The 18,239-nt window shown below is 66.0% G+C and carries 16 protein-coding genes; 8 read left to right on the forward strand and 8 right to left on the reverse strand.

Translation table 11 applies throughout. The features are described 5' to 3' along the window. Positions 1-30: 30 nt before the first annotated feature. Positions 31-687, reverse strand: coding sequence for an NAD(P)H-dependent oxidoreductase (locus C8C99_RS09995; protein ID WP_108625649.1), 657 nt, complete (start codon positions 685-687; stop codon positions 31-33). 245 nt (positions 688-932) lie between these two features. Between C8C99_RS09995 and C8C99_RS10000 the strand changes: the two genes are divergently transcribed. Continuing rightward, entirely contained in the window at positions 933-3,146 is a 2,214-nt protein-coding gene (locus tag C8C99_RS10000) for an ATP-binding protein (protein ID WP_108625650.1), read from the forward strand. Further along, complete coding sequence (locus C8C99_RS10005) at positions 3,133-3,795, forward strand: RluA family pseudouridine synthase (protein ID WP_108625651.1); 663 nt, start codon at positions 3,133-3,135, stop codon at positions 3,793-3,795. The genes C8C99_RS10000 and C8C99_RS10005 overlap by 14 nt, the downstream gene beginning before the upstream one ends. A 72-nt stretch (positions 3,796-3,867) precedes the next feature. On the opposite strand, the gene C8C99_RS10010 is transcribed toward C8C99_RS10005, so the two are convergent. Then, positions 3,868-4,773, reverse strand: a complete 906-nt coding sequence (locus C8C99_RS10010; RefSeq protein WP_108625652.1) for an EamA family transporter — start codon at positions 4,771-4,773, stop codon at positions 3,868-3,870. A gap of 75 nt (positions 4,774-4,848) precedes the next feature. Between C8C99_RS10010 and C8C99_RS10015 the strand changes: the two genes are divergently transcribed. The 4 genes from C8C99_RS10015 (at position 4,849) to C8C99_RS10030 (ending at position 8,623) form a co-directional block, all read left to right on the forward strand. Beyond that, on the forward strand, positions 4,849-5,364 hold the full coding sequence (locus C8C99_RS10015; RefSeq protein WP_056640528.1) for a MarR family winged helix-turn-helix transcriptional regulator: 516 nt from the start codon (positions 4,849-4,851) through the stop codon (positions 5,362-5,364). A gap of 39 nt (positions 5,365-5,403) precedes the next feature. Further along, entirely contained in the window at positions 5,404-6,165 is a 762-nt protein-coding gene (locus C8C99_RS10020) for an SDR family NAD(P)-dependent oxidoreductase (RefSeq protein ID WP_108625653.1), read from the forward strand. 91 nt (positions 6,166-6,256) lie between these two features. Next, positions 6,257-7,441 carry a beta-ketothiolase BktB gene (bktB, locus tag C8C99_RS10025; RefSeq protein ID WP_108625654.1) on the forward strand — a complete coding sequence of 395 codons (1,185 nt, stop codon included), beginning with the start codon at positions 6,257-6,259 and terminating at the stop codon, positions 7,439-7,441. A 198-nt stretch (positions 7,442-7,639) separates the two neighbouring features. Continuing rightward, positions 7,640-8,623, forward strand: a complete 984-nt coding sequence (locus C8C99_RS10030; RefSeq protein ID WP_108625655.1) for a tripartite tricarboxylate transporter substrate binding protein — start codon at positions 7,640-7,642, stop codon at positions 8,621-8,623. 68 nt (positions 8,624-8,691) lie between these two features. On the opposite strand, the gene C8C99_RS10035 is transcribed toward C8C99_RS10030, so the two are convergent. The 4 genes from C8C99_RS10035 to C8C99_RS24360 all read right to left on the reverse strand — a co-directional run bounded on the left by C8C99_RS10035 (position 8,692) and on the right by C8C99_RS24360 (position 13,827). Beyond that, a complete protein-coding gene (locus tag C8C99_RS10035) occupies positions 8,692-9,129 on the reverse strand; it encodes a universal stress protein (protein WP_056640516.1) in 438 nt (145 codons plus the stop codon). A 120-nt stretch (positions 9,130-9,249) separates the two neighbouring features. Next, entirely contained in the window at positions 9,250-10,029 is a 780-nt protein-coding gene (locus C8C99_RS10040; RefSeq protein ID WP_108625656.1) for a 2OG-Fe dioxygenase family protein, read from the reverse strand. Positions 10,030-10,140: 111 nt separating this feature from the next. Then, positions 10,141-10,632, reverse strand: coding sequence for a hypothetical protein (locus C8C99_RS10045; protein WP_108625657.1), 492 nt, complete (start codon positions 10,630-10,632; stop codon positions 10,141-10,143). Between the two features lie 204 nt (positions 10,633-10,836). Further along, positions 10,837-13,827 carry an EAL domain-containing protein gene (locus tag C8C99_RS24360; protein WP_108625658.1) on the reverse strand — a complete coding sequence of 997 codons (2,991 nt, stop codon included), beginning with the start codon at positions 13,825-13,827 and terminating at the stop codon, positions 10,837-10,839. 93 nt (positions 13,828-13,920) lie between these two features. Between C8C99_RS24360 and C8C99_RS10055 the strand changes: the two genes are divergently transcribed. Then, positions 13,921-14,295 (forward strand): PilZ domain-containing protein, encoded by a 375-nt coding sequence (locus tag C8C99_RS10055; protein WP_056640507.1) that lies wholly within the window; start codon positions 13,921-13,923, stop codon positions 14,293-14,295. Between the two features lie 72 nt (positions 14,296-14,367). Here the strand turns inward: C8C99_RS10055 and C8C99_RS10060 are convergent, their stop codons facing one another. Then, on the reverse strand, positions 14,368-16,053 hold the full coding sequence (locus tag C8C99_RS10060) for a long-chain fatty acid--CoA ligase (RefSeq protein WP_199226379.1): 1,686 nt from the start codon (positions 16,051-16,053) through the stop codon (positions 14,368-14,370). Positions 16,054-16,232: 179 nt separating this feature from the next. Here C8C99_RS10060 and C8C99_RS10065 point away from each other — a divergent pair, with 179 nt between their 5' ends. After that, on the forward strand, positions 16,233-17,240 hold the full coding sequence (locus C8C99_RS10065) for a LysR family transcriptional regulator (protein ID WP_056640500.1): 1,008 nt from the start codon (positions 16,233-16,235) through the stop codon (positions 17,238-17,240). Between the two features lie 10 nt (positions 17,241-17,250). Here the strand turns inward: C8C99_RS10065 and C8C99_RS10070 are convergent, their stop codons facing one another. Continuing rightward, positions 17,251-18,213, reverse strand: a complete 963-nt coding sequence (locus C8C99_RS10070; protein ID WP_056640497.1) for a tripartite tricarboxylate transporter substrate binding protein — start codon at positions 18,211-18,213, stop codon at positions 17,251-17,253. Between the last annotated feature and the right edge of the window lie 26 nt (positions 18,214-18,239).

The raw sequence follows: 18,239 nt of genomic DNA on the forward strand, positions 1-18,239 counted from the left end.
AGCCTTTTTTTGTGACTCAGGACGCGTGCCTCAGACTTCGGTGACGAACTGCTCGCGGGGGCGGCGCACCTTCTTCAGGTTCACCAGCCAGTCGCCTTCGTCGGCGCGGTAGCCCAGCGGCAAGATGGCAACGCTGCGGAGGCCGCGTGCCCGCAGACCCAGGATTTCATCCAGCGCGTTGGGGTCAAAGCCTTCCATAGGCGTCGAGTCCACTTCTTCAAACGCCGCAGCGATCAGAGCAGCGCTCATGCCGATGTAGGCCTGGCGGGCGGCGTGCTGGAAGTTCACTTCGGCGTCGCGCTGGGGGTAGCTGCTGAGCAGCATCTGGCGGTAGTTTTCCCAGCCTTCGTTCTTGAAGCCACGCTGGTCATTGGTCAAATCGAACATCATGTTGATGCGGTCGGCCGTGTAGTTGTCCCAAGCCGCAAACACCAGCAGGTGAGAGCCGTCGGTGATCTGGGCCTGGTTCCAGGCGATGGGCTGGATCTTGGCGCGCACGGCAGGGTCGGTCACCACAATGATCTCGAACGGCTGCAGGCCGCTGGACGTGGGCGCCAGGCGGGCAGCTTCAAGAATGCGCTCCACCTTGTCCTGTGGAACCACCTTGGCGGGGTTCATCTTCTTGGCGGCGTAGCGCCATTGCAGCTTGTTCAGCAGGGGTTGGGCGGCGGATGTGTCGATGGTCATGGCAAGGTCTCTGAAAAAAGAAATTGATCGATGGATGCGTTGATGGTGGAACTGTAGGCACCCCACATCGGTTCGGTAAGCCCTGCCAAAGAAAAGGATTGTTCGCGATTGATCAACAATCACCCCGGCGGCACGCTGCAGCGAGGCGTTTTGGCACAGGTGCTGCTGCACAGGCGCGGAGCACGTGGGCGTACACTCGTGGCCCGTGAATGCCCGGGTCAACTCCCGGCTGACCGCGCCCCTTCATGAGTGAACCCGACCTGTCTTTTCTGGACCCTGCAGGCCGCCAAAGCGCAGCCGCAGAGCCCACGCCGCGCCCACCCGCCCCCCATCCCCGCGCCCCCGGCGCCTCGGCAGAGGGCCTGGTGGCCGAGTTGCGTGCCTACCAGGCCGAGCTGGAAAGCCAGAACAAGGTGCTGCGCTACAGCCAGGCCGTGGCCGAGAGCGCCTACGAGCGCTTCGAAACCCTGTTTGCCAGCGTGCCGCTGGCCCTCATGGTGGTGGACGACCACGACATGGTGGTGCAGGCCAACTCCATGGCGCACCGCTCCTTTCAGCCCACGGAGCGCGACCGGCCACTGACCGCGCTGATGCCTTTTGTGTGCCCGCAAGACGCTGCCCGCGTGCGCGAGGCCTTTGCCCAGGCGCAGGACCTGGGGCACAGCGAGGTCAAGGAGGTGGTGTTCACCATCAGCGAGGCCACGCGCATCACCGGCGACCTGCACATTGCCCACATCGATGCACCGCAAACCAGCGGCCCGCCGCTGTCGCAGTTTTTGTGCGCCGTGATCGACCAGGGCCCGCTGCTGGCCGAGCGCCAGGCGCTGCAGCACAGCGCCGAGACCCTGCAGCAACGCAACGAGCAGATCCGCGCCAGCGAAAAGCGGCTGGAGGCCGTCATCAACTCCGCGCTGGACGCCATCATCTGCGTGGACCAGCACCAGCGCATCACCGTGTTCAACCCCACCGCCGCCGCGCTGTTCCAGTGCAGCGCCAGCGATGCGCTGGGCAGCACGCTCGACCGTTTTTTGCCCGATGCCGCCCAAGCCCTGGCGTTTGCCCAGCTCACCACCCAGGCCCTGCTGGGCGAGATGACGGCCCTGACCGCCAGCGGCAAGGAGCTGGCGGTGGAGGTGAGCGTGTCGTTCGAGCGCCATGCCGACGGGGAAACCACCACCGTGTTTGCCCGCGACCTGACCGGTCGCAAGAAGGCCGAGGCGCACCGCAACGAGCTGGAAGCCCAGCTGCGCGAGTCGCACAAGATGCAGGCCGTGGGCACCATGGCCGGGGGCATTGCGCACGACTTCAACAACATCCTGGGCGCCATCCTGGGCAATGTGGAGCTGGCCAAGGCCGACTGCGCCGCAGGCTCGCCCGTGCTGGAAAGTCTTCTGGAGATCGACAAGGCCGGCCGCCGCGCGCGCGACCTGGTGCGCCAGATCCTCACCTTCAGCCGCAACGAACCTCCGCAGCGTTCGGCCGTGTCGCTGGCCGAGGTGGTGCACGACACCGAGCGCCTGCTGCGCGTGACCCTGCCCCCCGCCATCGAACTGCACATGCAGCTGCAAGCGGGCCTGCCGCCTGTGCTGGCCGATGCCACGCAGGTCGAGCAGGCCCTGCTCAACCTGTGCACCAACGCCGTCCATGCCATTGGTACCGAGCGCGGCAGCATCCATGTGGAGGCCGCCACGGTGCGACCCGACCAGCGCCTGACCGAGCGCCTGGGCCTCGCGCCCATCGACTATGTGGCCCTGACGGTGCGCGACACCGGCCCCGGCATGGACGCCGCCACCCTGGAGCGCATCTTTGAGCCTTTCTTCACCACCAAGCCCGTGGGCCAGGGCACCGGCCTGGGCCTGGCGGTGGTGCACGGCGTGATGCGTACACACGAAGGCGGGGTGGACGTGCAAAGCGCGCCCGGCCAAGGTAGCCGGTTCACGCTGTACTTTCCGGTAGCAACCGATACCACGTCCGGTGCTGCTGCCGTTGTGCAGGCCAGCCCCGTGCAGCAGGCATCACCGCCAACGGCCATGGCCTCTGCATCAGCGCCAGCCGAATCGGTCGGCGCGGCGCCCGGCAAGAAGCACCATGTGATGTACGTGGACGACGACCAGGCCCTGGTCTTTTTGGTCCAGCGCCTGCTGCGCCGCCGGGGCTATGAGGTCAGCGGCTATACGGACCCGCACGAGGCCACGGTGGCGCTGCGGACCGCCCCACAAGCCTATGACCTGCTGGTCACCGACTACAACATGCCCGGCTTCTGCGGTGTGGACCTGGTGCGCGAGGCCCGCCTCATCCGCCCCGATCTGCCCGTGGCCCTGGCCTCGGGCTACGTCACGGCCGAGATCGAGCAGGCCGCGCTGGCCGAAGGCGCCCAGGCCCTGATCCACAAACCCAACGACGTGGAAGAACTCTGCGCCACCGTGCAACGGCTGATCGTGGGCCATGACCCTGCCTGAGCCCTTGGCAGATGGCGTACAGGCGTTGTACGAAGACGACGACCTGCTGGTGCTGTGCAAGCCCTCAGGCCTGCTGTGTGTGCCCGGCCGGGGGCCCGACAAGCAGGATTGCCTGAGCGCCCGCGCACAGCTGCGCTGGCCCGGCGCGCTCATCGTGCACCGGCTGGACCAGGCGACCTCGGGCCTGGTGCTCATGGCACGCCACATCGACGCGCAGCGCCGCCTGGGCCACGCGTTTGCCGAGCGCCTGGTGCACAAGCGCTACCAGGCGGTGGTGCAAGGGCTGCTGGGCACAGCGGGCGGCGACTGGAGCGAGATCGACCTGCCCATTGCCGCCGACTGGGAGCGCCGCCCGCTGCGCGTCATCGACCACGGCGTGGGCAAACCCAGCCTGACCCGCTGGCGCGCACTGGCGCACGACGCGGCGGCACAGACCACCCGCCTTGAACTGGAGCCCCTGACCGGCCGCACCCACCAGCTGCGCGTGCACCTGGCCGCCATCGGCCACGCCATCCTGGGCGACGCGCTGTATGCCGATGCCGCCACGCAGGCACAAGCCCCGCGCCTGCTGCTGCATGCCAGCCACCTGGCCTTTACGCACCCCAGCACGGGGGAGCAGGTAGCGCTGGAGTGGGCAGCCGATTTTTAGCGAAATTGCGCGCTAGCGCTAGTGGAACATGCGCCAATCGCTATTTATTCGATAGCACATGATGTTTGATGGTCAGCGCCCGCCCGGTGGTGCGGCGCGCGACATGGCCCACTGCACGGCCAGGATGCTCGCCAGCACCACCAGCATGCCCACCAGCGATATCCCCGTCATGGCCTGCCCCAGCAGGGCCCAGCCCAGCAGCACCGCCGTGACGGGGCTCAGCAGCCCCAGTGACGACACCGCCACCGAAGGCAGCCGTGCAATGCCACGGAACCACAGCGCATAGGCCACCAGCGCGCCCGCCAGGCTAAGGTACAGATAACCCGCGATATTGGGGAGGGTGAGTGCAGGCAAAGGCGGGTCCACCGCCCACGCCACCGGCGCCAGCATGAGCCCGCCCGCCAGCAACTGCCAACCTGTGAAAGCGAGCACCGGCAGGTCCGACCGCCAGCGCCGCGACCAGAACGTGCCCGCCGCCATGCACAGCGTGCCCACCAGCGCAGCCGCCACGCCCACCATGTCCCAGCGCGCACCGGGCGACAACAGCAGCGCCGCCATGCCCAGCACCCCAAAACCCCCAGCAGCCAGCGCCAGTGCGGGCGGGCGCCGGTGGTCCAGCGCCCAGGTCAGGCCCATCACTACCAGCGGCCCCACAGCGCCCACCACCGCAGCCACGCCACCGGGCAACCGGTAGGCCGCCACAAACAGCAGCGCCTGGAACACGCCAATGTTCAGCGCCGCCAGCACCAACAGGCGCCGCCACCCCACCCAGTCGCCCCAGGCCGGCCAGCGGCGGCACCACAGCACCAGCAGCAAACCTGCGGGCAAGGTACGCAGCAGCGCGGCGGTAAAGGGCCGGTCAGGCGGCAGCAGCTCGGTGGTGACGATGTAGGTCGAGCCCCAAATGACGGGCCCGAGCGCCGTGGTAAGCGCATCAAGCCAGACCGAAGAGCTTGCTGTGGATCGTGCAGAGGTCATTTATTTATCTTCAATTCAAGACAAAAACTCTACCATACAATCTCGAACTCAAGACAATTCAGCCACCACAAGCCCATGGCCACCCCACGCGAACCCGACGCCGTCGATGCCATCCTGGCCCAGTGGAAGCGCGAGCGCCCCGACCTGGACGCCAGCCCCATGGGCCCCATCGGGCGCATCAAGCGCTGCGCCGTGCTGCTGGAGCGGCGGCTGGATGAAACCTTTGCCGACTTCGGCCTGAGCCGCTGGGAGTTCGACATGCTGGCCACGCTGCGCCGCAGTGGCGCGCCCTACTGCCTGGCACCGACCACGCTGTTCTCCACGCTCATGGTCACCTCCGGCACCATGACGCACCGCATGGCCAAGCTCGAAGCCCAGGGCTGGATCGAGCGCCTGCCCAACCCGGCCGACGCCCGCAGCTCGCTGGTGCAGCTCACGCCCCAGGGGCTGGAGCTGATCGACCGCGCCGTGGAGGCCCACGTGGCCAACGAACACCGCATCCTTTCGGCCCTCAAGGCGCCCGACCTGGCGGCGCTGGACGCACGCTTGACATTGCTGCTGGCCGCACTGGAGTCACGCAGAGGCCAGTGAAGTCAACCGGCCCTGTGTACTGCGCAGTAACATGGCGGGATGCCTCAAAACCACCTCTACATCCTCACCGGCGCATCGCGCGGCATGGGCCTGGCCATGGCCCAGCAGCTTTTGCGCAGCGGCAACACCTTGATCTGCATTGCGCGCAGTGCCAACAACGACCTGGCCGCCGAGGCCCGGGCCGCGGGCGTCACCATCGAACAGTGGCAGCAAGACCTGTCGCAGGGCGAGCAGGCGGCCCACAAGCTGCAAGCCTGGCTGCAGGCCCAGGGCCCTCAGGCGTTTGCCAGCGCCACCCTCATCAACAACGCAGGCATGATCCCGCGCATCGCTCCGCTGTCAGCCAGCGACGTGGACGACCTGGCCACCGCCCTGCGCGTCGGGCTGGAGGCGCCCATGCAGCTCACCGCCGCCTTCCTGGGCGCGACGGACACCTGGACGGTGCCGCGCAAGGTGCTCAACATCTCGTCGGGCCTGGGCCGCCGGGCCATGGCCTCGCAGGCCGCCTACTGCGCCGCCAAGGCGGGCATGGACCATTTCACGCGCTGCGTGGCGCTGGACGAGGCCATCAAGCCCCATGGGGCCAAGGTATGCTCGCTGGCTCCCGGTGTGATCGACACCGACATGCAGGTCCAGCTGCGCGGCGCCGACCCGGCCGCCTTCCCGGACCGCCAGAATTTCGCCAACCTCAAGACGGGTGGCCAGCTCACATCGCCTGCCGAGGCCGCCACCCGCGTGCTCGCCTGGCTGGAGCGCGCAGACTTCGGCACCAACCCGGTGGCCGACGTGCGCGAGGCGTGAGCCCGGTTACTCCTATTTTGATAGCTGCAACCGCATGATTCACTGGCGCTTGCAGCCATTTTGACCTGAATTTCTCTGAAAGGACCTCCCCATGACCCGTGAAGTCGTCGTCGTCAGCGCAGTGCGCACCGCCATTGGCACCTTTGGTGGCAGCCTCAAGGACGTGCCCCCCACCGAACTGGGTGCACTCGTCGTGCGCGAATCCCTCGCCCGCGCCAACGTGGAGGGCAAGGACGTGGGCCACGTGGTGTTCGGCCACGTGGTCAACACCGAGCCCAAGGACATGTACCTGTCGCGCGTGGCGGCCATCAATGGCGGCTGCGCCGAGGGCACGCCTGCATTCAACGTCAACCGCCTGTGCGGCTCGGGCCTGCAGGCCATCGTCAGCGCCAGCCAGTCCATCCTGCTGGGCGACACCGACGTGGCCATTGGCGCCGGTGCCGAGAACATGAGCCGCGTGCCCTTCGCCAGCCTGAACATGCGCTGGGGCGCCCGCATGGGCGACACCAAGATGGTGGACATGATGATCGGCGCGCTGCACGACCCCTTCCACAACATCCACATGGGTGTGACGGCCGAGAACATCGCCGCCAAGTGGGGCATCAGCCGCGAAGACCAGGACAAGCTGGCGGTCGAAAGCCACAACCGGGCCGAGCGCGCCACGCAAAACGGGCTGTTCAAGGACCAGATCGTGCCCGTCACCCTGAAGAGCAAGAAGGGCGACGTGCAGTACGCCACCGACGAGCACTTCCGCCCCGGCGCCACGATGGACGACTTGGCCAAGCTCAAGCCCGTGTTCATCAAAGAGAACGGCACGGTGACCGCTGGCAACGCGTCGGGCATCAACGACGCTGCCGCCGCCGTGGTGCTGATGGAAGCCGGTGCCGCCAAGGCACGCGGTGCCAAGCCGCTGGCCCGGCTGGTGGCCTACGCCCACGCGGGCGTGGACCCCAAGTACATGGGCATTGGCCCCGTGCCCGCCACGCAGCTGGCGCTGAAGAAGGCCGGCCTCACCGTCAACGACCTGGATGTGATCGAAGCCAACGAGGCCTTCGCCGCCCAAGCCTGCGCCGTGACCAAAGACCTGGGCCTGGACCCCGCCAAGGTCAACCCCAACGGCTCGGGCATCTCGCTGGGCCACCCCATTGGCGCCACCGGCGCACTGATCACCGTGAAGGCCATCCACGAGTTGCAACGCATCCAGGGCCGCTATGCGCTTGTGACCATGTGCATTGGCGGAGGCCAGGGCATTGCAGCGATTTTTGAACGCCTCTGACCCGCACTGACCTGCACGCGGGTGCGCACACTGCCATCGCCACCCGCGATGCTGCCACCCGCTATTGGCAATGCGAGCGCCACGGTCGATCAGCGATCATTGGCGCCCGCTGCCCCAGATCAGCCGGGCCACCGCAGCCGCACCCAGCGGCTCAAAGGCCGCCCGCACACCACTGAACCGACGGAGACACCCCTCACCATGATGCGCACCCTGCTTTCCTTCACCGCCCTCGCCTTCGCGCTGGGCACCACGGCCCACGCTCAGGCGCCTGCGCCTGCTGCGGCCTACCCTGCCAAGCCCATCCGCCTGATCGTGCCCTTTCCGCCCGGCGGCGGCACCGACATCCTGTCGCGCCTGGTGGCCACCAAGCTCACCGAAAGCGCCAAGTGGACCGTGGTGGCCGACAACCGTGCCGGCGCCGGCGGCACCATCGGCATTGGCGAGGCAGTCAAGGCGGCGCCCACGGGCTATGACCTGGTCATGGGCCAGAAGGACAACCTCGTCATCGGCCCCTGGCTGTACAAGAACCTGACCTGGGACCCCACCAAGGACCTGACCGCTGTGGCCCATGTGGCCTACACGCCCGTGGTCATTGCGACCAGTGCCAACTCCAAGTTCAAGACGCTGGCCGACGTGGTGGCTGCCGCCAAGGCTGCGCCCGGCACCATCACCTACGGGTCGCCCGGCAACGGCACCTCCATCCACCTGGCGGGCGACCTGTTCGAGAAGGCTGCGGGCATCAAGCTCAGCCACATCCCGTACAAGGGCTCCAACCCTGCGTTGATGGATGCGCTGTCGGGCAACGTGGATTTGCTCATGTCGTCGGTGCCATCCGCCATGGCGCAGATCAAGTCGGGCAAGCTGCGCCCGCTGGCCGTGACCTCGGCCAAGCGCAGTTCGTCCATGCCCGAGGTACCCACCGTGTCCGAGTCGGGCTTCAAGGACTTTGATGTGAGCACCTGGTACGGCGTGTTTGCGCCCGCCGGTACACCAGCCACCGTGGTGAACGTCGTCAACGCAGAAATCAACAAACTGCTGGCCACCCCTGAAATGAAGGCCGCCATCCACGCCCAGGGCGCCGAGCCAGAGGCCATGTCGGCCGCTCAGTTCAACACCCTGCTCAAGGCTGACTACGCCAAGTGGAAGGGCATTGTGGAAGCCTCTGGCGCAAAGATCGAGTGACCGCCTGAAGCGCTCTCTGCAATAAAAAACGGCTCCGAAAGGAGCCGTTTTGCATAGTGCAAAAACAATCAGTCCCGCACGACCAGCACAGGGATGTGCACCACCCCCAGCACACGCTGCGTGACGCTGCCCAGCACCAGCTTTTCGAGGCCACGACGGCCATGCGAGCCCATCACGATGAGGTCGGCGCCCGTGCTCTCCAGCGCACGCAAAATGCCATCGTGCACCGCGTGGCCCTCACCCACCACGGTGGTGACCTGCACGCCCGCATCGGCCATGGCTTTCTTGGTGGCTTCCAACGCTGCGTTGGCCTCAGCCGTGGCTGCACTGATGTACTGCGCCTGGCCGTAGGCAAAGTCCGCACCCACGCCAGTGAAGGGATAGGGATCGATCACGTACACCGCGGTGACGGTGCTGCCAAAGGTCTTGGCCAGGCCGGCGGCCTTGGACACGGCCAGCATCGAGGTCTTGGAACCATCGACAGGAACCAGAATGTGCTTGAACATGGTGCATCTCCTTGGGTTGAATGGTGTGGCGGGCTTGTGGCCCCACAACGTGCAGTGTGAACGCCCACCTTACCGCGCATCTTGATTCGCATCAAATCGGATGCACTCCGACAGGTTCGTTCACGCCACAGGCGGCACCTGCCCCACCACGTCCGCCCCCTGGAAGTTGCCTCGGCGGCAGGTCACCACCAAGGTGTCGCGGTAACCAGCGTCGCCCAGTGGCTGGATGGGGGTGGACTCGTGAATCATGCGTGCGTCGTCCAGCAGCAGCAGGGACCACGGCTCCGTCAGCGTAAAGCGCTGCCCGCCGGGGCCGGTTGCTTCAAACACCCGCGTCTCGCCGCCCTTGACGCCCTCGCGCCCCACCAAAAACACCGCCACCAGATCGACGCCGTCGCGGTGGGCGCCCTCGGGCGTGGGGCGGCCAATGCCGTCCGTGGTGTCGATGCGAAACTGGTGCGCCTCCACAAACCAGGGCGCGGAGGCCTGCGGGCTGGCAAACACGGCGTCCGATACGCCCGCCAGCGCAGCCAGCAGTTGCCGCCACACAGGTTGTGCCACGGTGGCCGGCTCCATCGGCGCAAACCAGCGCTCCATGCCACCGTGCAGCGCGTTGTACTCCACCGGTTGCCAGTGGGCCCGGTGCGGCACCTGCTGCATCTGGCCGTCCTGCAGCACAAAGCAGGCATGGCGGCGGCGGCGGTAGCGACCACCGTCTTTCAGGAACTCGTCGGGGGGCAAGGCCGCCCAGTCGCCATTGAGGGCCATGAGCGCAGACAGATCACAGCCCACCCATTCGGCAACGGCCGCAGGGCTGAGCACGGCAAAACCGCTGCTGCGCAACTGGCTCGCGACGTGAGACGGGGCAGTGAAAGGGGGAAAAAACGAGACTTGGGCCATAAGGCCCCAAGCTTAACCGCAGGCACCGCACGGGCCCCTGCCACCGCACAATCTGCTACGGGGCAGGGCCTGCTTCACTACCCGGCCCAGGCCCCGCACTGAGCACCCTGCTCAGTCCCGGTTGCCGTGGCCCTTGCCACGGCCCTCGCCCCGCCCATGTCCCCGGTCATGGTCGCGGTCGTGTTTGCCGCCGCGCCCACGGTCGTCATCCCATCGCTGGTCGTCGCGACCCCGAGGGCCCTGGTAGGGGTTGCCGCGGCGCGGTGGCGGCTCTTGCACAAAGTACACGGGCTGGCTGCAAGCGTTGTAACGGGCGCAATGTTTGCCCCAGTTCTTGGCATGGCCCGGCGGCACATACAGATAGATGGGTGCACGTGGCACCACCACGGCAGGCCGCTGGATGATGACCGGCTCCGCGTAAATCAGCGGAGGGGGTGGCGCGTTGCCGATGTTGATGCGGCCATACACACCGGGTGCCAGTTCGCCCCCCACGGTGGCGTTGACGTAGGCCTGCGCATGCGCGCCGCCCGCCAGGCCGAGCAGCAAAGCTGCCGTTGCGCCAGTAACAAGAAGACGGATCGTGGGAAGAATGGTGTTTTTCATGGAAAGCTCCTGCTGACTGCCACACCGTGCACGCAGACAGTGCGTACATGGGGAAGGTGGCTCTGTCTCGGTCACAAGACCTGCCGTACCTTACACCGTTCACACGCTACAAAATGTCAGCCAATGGCGACAGTTGTTGGCAACGGATGAGGTAGCGCAAAGCCGAGGGCGCCCCGGTCGCGGCCCTCCATACGCCCGAAGGCGTCACAAAGTCGCCGCGCTGGCCCCCGCCTGCCGCAGCCCATCGGCGGGCCCCGGGCGCCCAAACAGGTAGCCCTGCCAGGTGTGGCAACCCAGCCCGGCCAGCATGTCGCGCTGCTCCAGGGTCTCAACCCCCTCGGCAATCACCCCCAGGTCCAGGCTCCGGGCCAAAGTCACGATGGTGCGGGCAATGCTGGCGTCGTTGGCATCGGTGAGCAGGTCGCGCACAAAGCTCTGGTCGATCTTGAGCTGATCCAGCGGCAGCCGCTTGAGGTAGCTCAGACTGGAATAGCCCGTGCCAAAGTCGTCCAGCGAGAAGCCCAGCCCCGCCGCGCGCAGGGTGTCCATGCGCTGTATGGTGTCCTCCACGTCGTCCAGCAACAGGGTCTCCGTCAATTCCAGCTTCAGCCGGTGCGGGTTGGCGCCGGTCTCTTCCAGCACGCCCAGCACTTCATCCACAAAATGGCTGTGGCGGAACTGCCTTGCACTCACGTTCACGGCCAGGGTCCAGTGGGCAGTCTGCGGGTCGCGGGCCCACTCCACCAATTGCTGGCAGGCGGTGCGCAAAATCCATACCCCCAGCGGCACGATAAGGCCCGAGGCCTCGGCCACCGGGATGAACTCGGCCGGTGACACCAGCCCGCGCTGCGGGTGTTGCCAGCGCACCAGCGCCTCGGCACCCACAATGCCTCGCTGCTGGTGGATTTGCGCCTGGTAATGCAGCAGGAACTGCCCCTCGCGGAGCCCCTCGCGCAAGCCCGCTTCCAGCAGTGTGCGCGCCGTCACGTTGGCCTGGGTGCGTGGATCGAAGAACCGCAAGGTGTTGCGCCCTGCCCCCTTGGCCTGGTACATGGCCATGTCGCCATGCTTGAGCAGCTCGTCCACCGAGCCGCGCGCATCGGCATACAGCGCGATGCCGATGCTGCAGGAGCTGTGGTGCGTATGGCCGTCGAGCTGGTAGTTCTGGCTGAGCGCCTGCAGCACGGTGCGCCCCACCGTTTCGGCCTGGCCGGCGGCTTCGTGCGCCTGGGGGCTGAGCCCCTCCAGCAGCACCACAAACTCGTCGCCTCCCAGGCGCGCCACGGTGTCGCCCATGCGCACACAGCCACCCAGGCGCGCGGCGACCTGGCGCAACAGCTGGTCGCCCAATTCATGGCCCTGGGTGTCGTTGAGGTCCTTGAAGTTGTCCAGATCCACAAACAACAGCGCGCCTCCCGCGCCCGACCGCGCGCAGGCGGCCAGGCTGTGCTGCAGGCGGTCATTCATCAGCCGGCGATTGGGCAGGCCCGTGAGCGGGTCGTAGAAGGCCAGCAGCCTGATCTCTTCTTCGGCCGCCTTGCGGCCGGAGATATCGGTCTGCGTGCCCACATAGTGCGTAATCTCGCCGCGCGGCGAGCGCACGGTGGTGATGGTGATCCAGGCCGGGTATTCGGTGCCATCCTTGCGCCGGTTCCATACCTCCCCCTGCCACATGCCAGTGGCGTGCAAGATGTTCTTCAGGGCAGCGTAAAAGGACGCGTCCTGGCGACCCGAGTGCAGCAGGCGCGGCGTCTGCCCCACCAGTTCGTCCACCGTGTAGCCGGTCAGCCGCGCATAGGCCTGGTTGGCCTTGAGGATGCGCTGGTCCGGCCCGGTGACGATCATGCCCTCGAACGACTCAAACACCGTGGCGGCGATCTGCAGCGACTCTTCGGCCTTGCGGCGCTCGGTGATGTCGGTTGAGATACCGCACAGTGCATAGATACTGCCGTCCGCGTGGCGCAGCGGAATCTTGATGGACAGGAACGCGCGTGCCTCACCGCTTGAGGAGGGTGTATTCACCTCCTCCGCCTCCAGGGTTTCGCCTTCCTCCAGCACGCGCCGGTCATTGGCGCGCAGCTGCCGGGCCGTGGCCGCATCAAAAAAATCCGCGTCATCATGGCCCAGCACCTCATGCACAGGCCTGCCGAAATACTGCAGCGTCTGGTGATTGGCGTACTGGTAGCGGTAGTCCTGGCCCTTGATATAGATAAAGGCCCCGACGCTGTCCAAAATGGCGGCCAATTTTTGCTCGCTGTCCTGCAGGTGGCGCGTACGCTCTTGCACCTGGCGGCGAAAGATCGCGGCCGTCAGCGCGGCCAATAAACCGAAAGCCACCAGGCCTGCCAGCCCCCACCACAACCAGGGCGAAACCCGCACTTCCGGGTCCTGCCTGCCCCAGTGACGCATGACCTGGGCATAGGACGGGTCCGCACCACTGCGCCAATCCTCGACCGATCGGTCAATGGCGGCCAGCACGTCTGCATTGCGCCCAGGGCCGGTGGCAAAGAACAGCGCAGCAGGCTGGAACACGATGCCCGTGTCCACCACGCCATAGCGCGCCGAATGGAAATTGCCGAACAGGTGGTTGGAGATGACCGCATCAGCCTCGCCCCGCTGCACCATGGCAAACGCATCCATGAGGCTGGACGCGTCCACCAAGGTGACCTGGATGCCAAAGCTGTCCACCATGTTCAGGAACGTGGACCGCTGCACGGAGCCCTTGAGCACCGCCACCCGCTTGCCTTGCAGGTCAAACAGCGAGTAGATGGGTGCACCCGACGTGCGATAGATTTGCGACCAGCTGTTCAGCACCGGCAGGCGGTGAAAGTCGTACAGGATCTCGCGCTCTGGCGACCGGGCCACGTCAGGCATCAGGTCGAGCTGGCCCTGGCGTAGCGCGTCCAGGCAGTCCTGCCAGCTGCAGGGTACGTATTTGATGGTCCACTGCTCGCGCGCAGCCACCAGCCGCAGCAGATCCACAAAGATGCCCGCAGCCTTGCCATCGGCCTCCACAAACACCTTGGGCTCGTTGGAGTACACGCCCACACGCAGCTCACGCGGGGCCGCTGCCACGCTGGCGCTGGCCGCCAGGACTGCAGCCCACACAATGCCTCGCAGCCAAGCGGCGTATTGCCGCGCCAGCCGGTTCGCGCCAGGTTTCACATCGGCCCCCACAGGTGATGGAAAACCCATGTTAACGAATGCTTGCAAAAACCTCCAAAGATTAACTGCCGCGCTTGCGTTGGGTTAGCATATGTTTACCCCCGCTTCGCCCAGGAGACAGCGATGCCCCACGAACGCCGCCACTTCGTCCGCGTCGGTTTTGATGCACCGGCCCTGCTGACCACCTCCACCGATGCGTTCAGCGTGCATGTGCAGGATTTGTCACTCAAGGGCGCGTTGATCATGGTGCCCGCGCAGGCTGCGCTGGAGCAAGGCATGTTGTGCCAGCTGACCGTTCCCTTGGCCGACACCGGCAACCACATTGCCATGTCCACCGAGGTGGCGCATGTGCAGGGCCTGCACGCCGGGCTGCTGTGCAAGGGCATTGACCTGGACAGCGTCACCCACCTGCGCCGCCTGATCGAACTGCAGCTGGGCGACCCCGCCCTGCTCGAACGGGACCTGGGCGAATTGACCTTGGCTGGCGCGGCGCACTGATCACCGCCGCCGCTGAAAGAGCCGCCACAAAAACGGCGCTTCTTGCTTGTCAGACCGGTGGGGGGCGGCCGGTCACTGCGCTTCCTGTTCCTGCAGTGCGCGCCACATCACCTTGCCGCTGCCGCTCTTGGGCAGTGCGTTCACAAACTGCACGATGCGCGGCACTTTGTATACCGCCATGTTCTCGCGACACCAGTCGATGATCTGCTGCTCGGTCGTGTCCTTGTGGGTGGCGCGCAGCACCACAACGGCCTTCACCGTCTCGCCCCGGTAGCTGTCCTTGGCGGCAATGATGCAGGCCTCTTGGATCGCCGGGTGGCGGAACATCAGGGCTTCGACCTCGGCCGGCCACACCTTGAAGCCACTCGCGTTGATCATGCGCTTGAGCCGGTCGGTCAGGAAAAAGTAGCCGTCCTCGTCCATGCGGCCCAGATCCCCCGAACGGAAGAAGCGCTTGCCCTCGAACTCGATGAAGGCCGAGGCCGTGGCGTCGGGCCGTTTCCAGTAGCCCTCGAACACCTCCGGGCCATGGATGATGATCTCGCCCTGCTCGCCCACGGGCAGCTCCTGCAGCGTGTCGGGGTCGATCACGCGGGCATCGGTGCTCATGAACGGAATGCCCAGGCACTGCTGTTTGGGGTGGTCCGGCGGGTTGGCGTGCGAAGGCGCAGCCGTCTCGGTCAGGCCATAGCCCTCGGCATAACGCAGGCCGTATTGCTCCAGCAAGCGCTGCGCCACCGCCTGTGGCATGGCCGCACCACCACCACCGATGTAGGCCAGGCTGGACAGGTCGTAGCTGGCAAAGTTCGGGCTGCCCAGCAGATCGATGACCATGGTAGGAATATTGGTCCAGGTGGTGACCTGGTAGCGCGATATCAGGCGCCCGGCGAGGTCACGGTCCCAGCGCGGCATGATGACAAGAGTGGCGCCGCAGTAAATCGACGTGTGCATCACGCTCACCATGCCGGTGATGTGGAACATGGGCACCACCGCCAGCGTCACGTTGTCGGCAGAACCATTGCCCCACAAGCTGGCGGCCACCGCGTTGTGCATGATGCTTTTGTGCAGGTGCATGCAGCCCTTGGGCAGGCCTGTGGTGCCGCTGGTGTAGGGCAGGAGCGCCATGTCGGCCGGGCCCACCGACAAGGTGGGGGGGGCATCGGTACAAGCCAAGGCATCCACCCAGGCGTGGGCCTGCCCGCCTTCCAGCGCAGGCAAAGGGTGGCGCGTGCCCAGCCAGTCCATCCACGCCTCGGGCGGTGCATCCATACCGGTCACGGCCACGTCAAACGCATCCGAAAACTGCGTGACCACCAGATGCGCCAGCCGCTCGCCAGCGGCCAGTGCGTTGCTGGCCTTGGCCATCTCTGGTGCCAGATCGCCCGTGGTGATTGCCACCTTGGTGTCGGGATCGGTGATGTAGTGCTTCAGCTCCTCGGCCCGGTTCATGGGGTTGACCGGCACCACCACCGCATTGGCCCGCAGGATGGCAAAGTGCGCCATCACGAGCTGCGGGCAGTTTTGCATGCACAGCACCACGCGGTCGCCACGCTGCACACCCAGTTGCGCCAGCTTTGCTGCCAGGCGCTCTGCGCCTTCCATCAGCTGCTGATAGCTCGTCGTCGTCCCAAAAAAGACCAGTGCCGCCTTGTCAGGGTAGCGGCGTGCGTTGGTGGCCAGGTTGTCCCACAGCGAAGTAGCAGGCAGCGTGATGGCATGGGGAAGGCGGCGGGGCCAGAACTTGTGGTGAGGACGCATGGGGGGCAAATCTCCTTGTGCCCGCAAGCCTAGATGCCGCGCCTTGGTCGGGCAATGGGGATGCCCCGGGCACGCGTCACCAAAGTGACCCCAGGACTATCCGCTCCATCAGTTGCCCCCCCGGCGGCGGACTGCCCGCCAGTTGCCAAGGTCTGCACGGTCACGGACACTTCTTCGGAATGGACAAGCTCAAAGCCATTCAATATTTTCTGGCCGCTGCGCAGACCGGTAGTCTGTCGGCTGCGGCGCGCCAGCAGGATGTGAGTTTGCAGGCCGTGGCCAAGCTGGTGGGAGCGCTGGAAGTGCAGCTCGGCACCAAGCTGTTCCAGCGGGGCAGCCGCGGGCTCGCGCTCACTGCCGATGGTGTGCAGTACGCCGAAGCTTGTGCGCCGTTGCTGGCGCAATTGCAGGCGGCCGATGAAGGGCTGGGCCAGGCCAGGCAGCGCCCGCAAGGCACGCTGGTGGTGGGCGGCACACCGTTCTTCCTGCAGCACTTCATCGTGCCAGCGCTGCCGGCCTTTCATGTCAGCCATCCAGACCTCACGCTGGACCTGCGCACCGTTGTCCACCTGGAAGAGCCGGCCGCACGGGAATGCGATCTTCTGGCGCTGCACGGTTGGTTCGAGGCCGGCGATTGGGTCCGGCGCGAGTTGCCGGTGATGCCCCAGGTCACAGCAGCCACGCCCGCTTACTGGAAACGCTACGGCATCCCCCGCCAACCGAGTGACCTGTCCGAGCACAACTGCCTCTGCTACCGCAACCCTTACGGCAAACTGCTCGATCTCTGGCGATATGGTCAAGCGGGCACGCAGGGTCAGGTCATTGAACAAGTGGTCGTCCGCGGTTGGCTGCATTCAAACCATCGCGATCACCTGCTTGAATTGGCCTTGGGTGGCGGTGGGGTGATGCGGATTGCGCATGTTTCAGAGCACGTTGACCCGACCCGAGGCCTGCTGGTGCCGGCGCTGCTGGACTGGGAAGTGATGGACCCACCGCCGCTGGCGCTCTATTTCCGCCCCGAACTGCGCAGGGCCTTGCGCTTGCGCGTTTTTGCAGATTTTGTGGTCACCCGTTGTACCGAACTGGCGCAGCGCTCCACCGCCCAAGGGCAGTCCAGTGTGGACAGCAGACCGGGATGGCACCATGGCAGCAGTCGGCGGGCATCGAGCTGGCTGACCCACCGCTGAACACCGCGACTCAATCGATGCTGGCACCGGTCTCGCGGACGTACTGAGCGTATTGGGCCTCGGCTTGCAACATCAGTTCGCGGGTTTCGGCCGGCGAGCGCACCGGTCCAAAGATCATCAACTGCTCCATCTCCTGCTTGAAGTCACCCGCCAATGCAGCCTGGCGCACCGCAGCGGACAGGCGTTCGATGATTTCGGACGGTAGCTTTGGCGGCCCCAGCACGAAGTGCGCCGTGATCAACGGGCTTGCCGAGACGCCGGATTCCGCCAAGGTGGGTACCGCCGGCAGCGAGGCGACGCGTTCAGCCATGCTGCAGCCAAGCATCGTCAGCCGTCCAGAGCGGACATGGGGAAGGCTGGCCCCCAGCGGCAACACCGCAGCCTGCAGGCGGCCTTCCAGCAAGTCCGGGAACATCTGCGGTGCGCCCTTGTAAGGTACGCGCTCCAGCGTGAAACCCAGCGCGCCGGTGATCTGCCCGGCCACCATATCCTCAGACACATTGTTGGAGCCTCGCATCAAAGGTTGGGCGCTGCTTTTGGCATGCGAGGCGAACTCGGCCAGCGTCTTGGCAGGCACGCTGCTGGGCACGACCAGGCATTGCGTATTGCCACCAAGGGTCGAAATCGGCGAAAACTCCATCAGGGATTTGTAGGGCGCCGCCTTGCTCAAGTGCGGCAGGCCTGCGTTGGAGGCCAGGGCAAAGAGCAGCGTGTAGCCGTCAGGAGCCGCGCTCAGCACGGCACCCGCACCGATCCCGGTGTTGCCACCCGGGCGGTTCTCCACCAACACCTGCTGCCCGAGCCCGGCGCTCAACCCCTTGGCCAGAGCCCGTGCCACCGCATCGCTCGGACCGCCAGCCACGATCGGCACGATCAGTCGGATGGGCTTGTTCGGATAGGAGGCCTGTGCTGCCACAGAAGCCGTCCATATCGCCAACGCGCCCACAACGATGCCAGTCTTCAGTCGGTTCATTCCAAGCCCCTGCCGAGTCCATGGAG

Source organism: Acidovorax sp. 107 (assembly GCF_003058055.1).
Lineage (GTDB): Bacteria > Pseudomonadota > Gammaproteobacteria > Burkholderiales > Burkholderiaceae_C > Acidovorax.

Bases quoted from the DNA above. Each gene is read 5' to 3' on its own strand.
- C8C99_RS10060 (WP_199226379.1), bottom strand. From the start codon at position 16,053: ATGCGTCCTCACCACAAGTTCTGGCCCCGCCGCCTTCCCCATGCCATC.
- C8C99_RS10030 (WP_108625655.1), top strand. From the start codon at position 7,640: ATGATGCGCACCCTGCTTTCCTTCACCGCCCTCGCCTTCGCGCTGGGC.
- C8C99_RS10065 (WP_056640500.1), top strand. From the start codon at position 16,233: ATGGACAAGCTCAAAGCCATTCAATATTTTCTGGCCGCTGCGCAGACC.
- C8C99_RS10045 (WP_108625657.1), bottom strand. From the start codon at position 10,632: ATGAAAAACACCATTCTTCCCACGATCCGTCTTCTTGTTACTGGCGCA.
- C8C99_RS10020 (WP_108625653.1), top strand. From the start codon at position 5,404: ATGCCTCAAAACCACCTCTACATCCTCACCGGCGCATCGCGCGGCATG.
- C8C99_RS10015 (WP_056640528.1), top strand. From the start codon at position 4,849: ATGGCCACCCCACGCGAACCCGACGCCGTCGATGCCATCCTGGCCCAG.
- C8C99_RS10055 (WP_056640507.1), top strand. From the start codon at position 13,921: ATGCCCCACGAACGCCGCCACTTCGTCCGCGTCGGTTTTGATGCACCG.
- C8C99_RS10000 (WP_108625650.1), top strand. From the start codon at position 933: ATGAGTGAACCCGACCTGTCTTTTCTGGACCCTGCAGGCCGCCAAAGC.
- C8C99_RS10005 (WP_108625651.1), top strand. From the start codon at position 3,133: ATGACCCTGCCTGAGCCCTTGGCAGATGGCGTACAGGCGTTGTACGAA.
- C8C99_RS10010 (WP_108625652.1), bottom strand. From the start codon at position 4,773: ATGACCTCTGCACGATCCACAGCAAGCTCTTCGGTCTGGCTTGATGCG.
- C8C99_RS09995 (WP_108625649.1), bottom strand. From the start codon at position 687: ATGACCATCGACACATCCGCCGCCCAACCCCTGCTGAACAAGCTGCAA.
- C8C99_RS24360 (WP_108625658.1), bottom strand. From the start codon at position 13,827: ATGGGTTTTCCATCACCTGTGGGGGCCGATGTGAAACCTGGCGCGAAC.
- C8C99_RS10040 (WP_108625656.1), bottom strand. From the start codon at position 10,029: ATGGCCCAAGTCTCGTTTTTTCCCCCTTTCACTGCCCCGTCTCACGTC.
- bktB (WP_108625654.1), top strand. From the start codon at position 6,257: ATGACCCGTGAAGTCGTCGTCGTCAGCGCAGTGCGCACCGCCATTGGC.
- C8C99_RS10070 (WP_056640497.1), bottom strand. From the start codon at position 18,213: ATGAACCGACTGAAGACTGGCATCGTTGTGGGCGCGTTGGCGATATGG.
- C8C99_RS10035 (WP_056640516.1), bottom strand. From the start codon at position 9,129: ATGTTCAAGCACATTCTGGTTCCTGTCGATGGTTCCAAGACCTCGATG.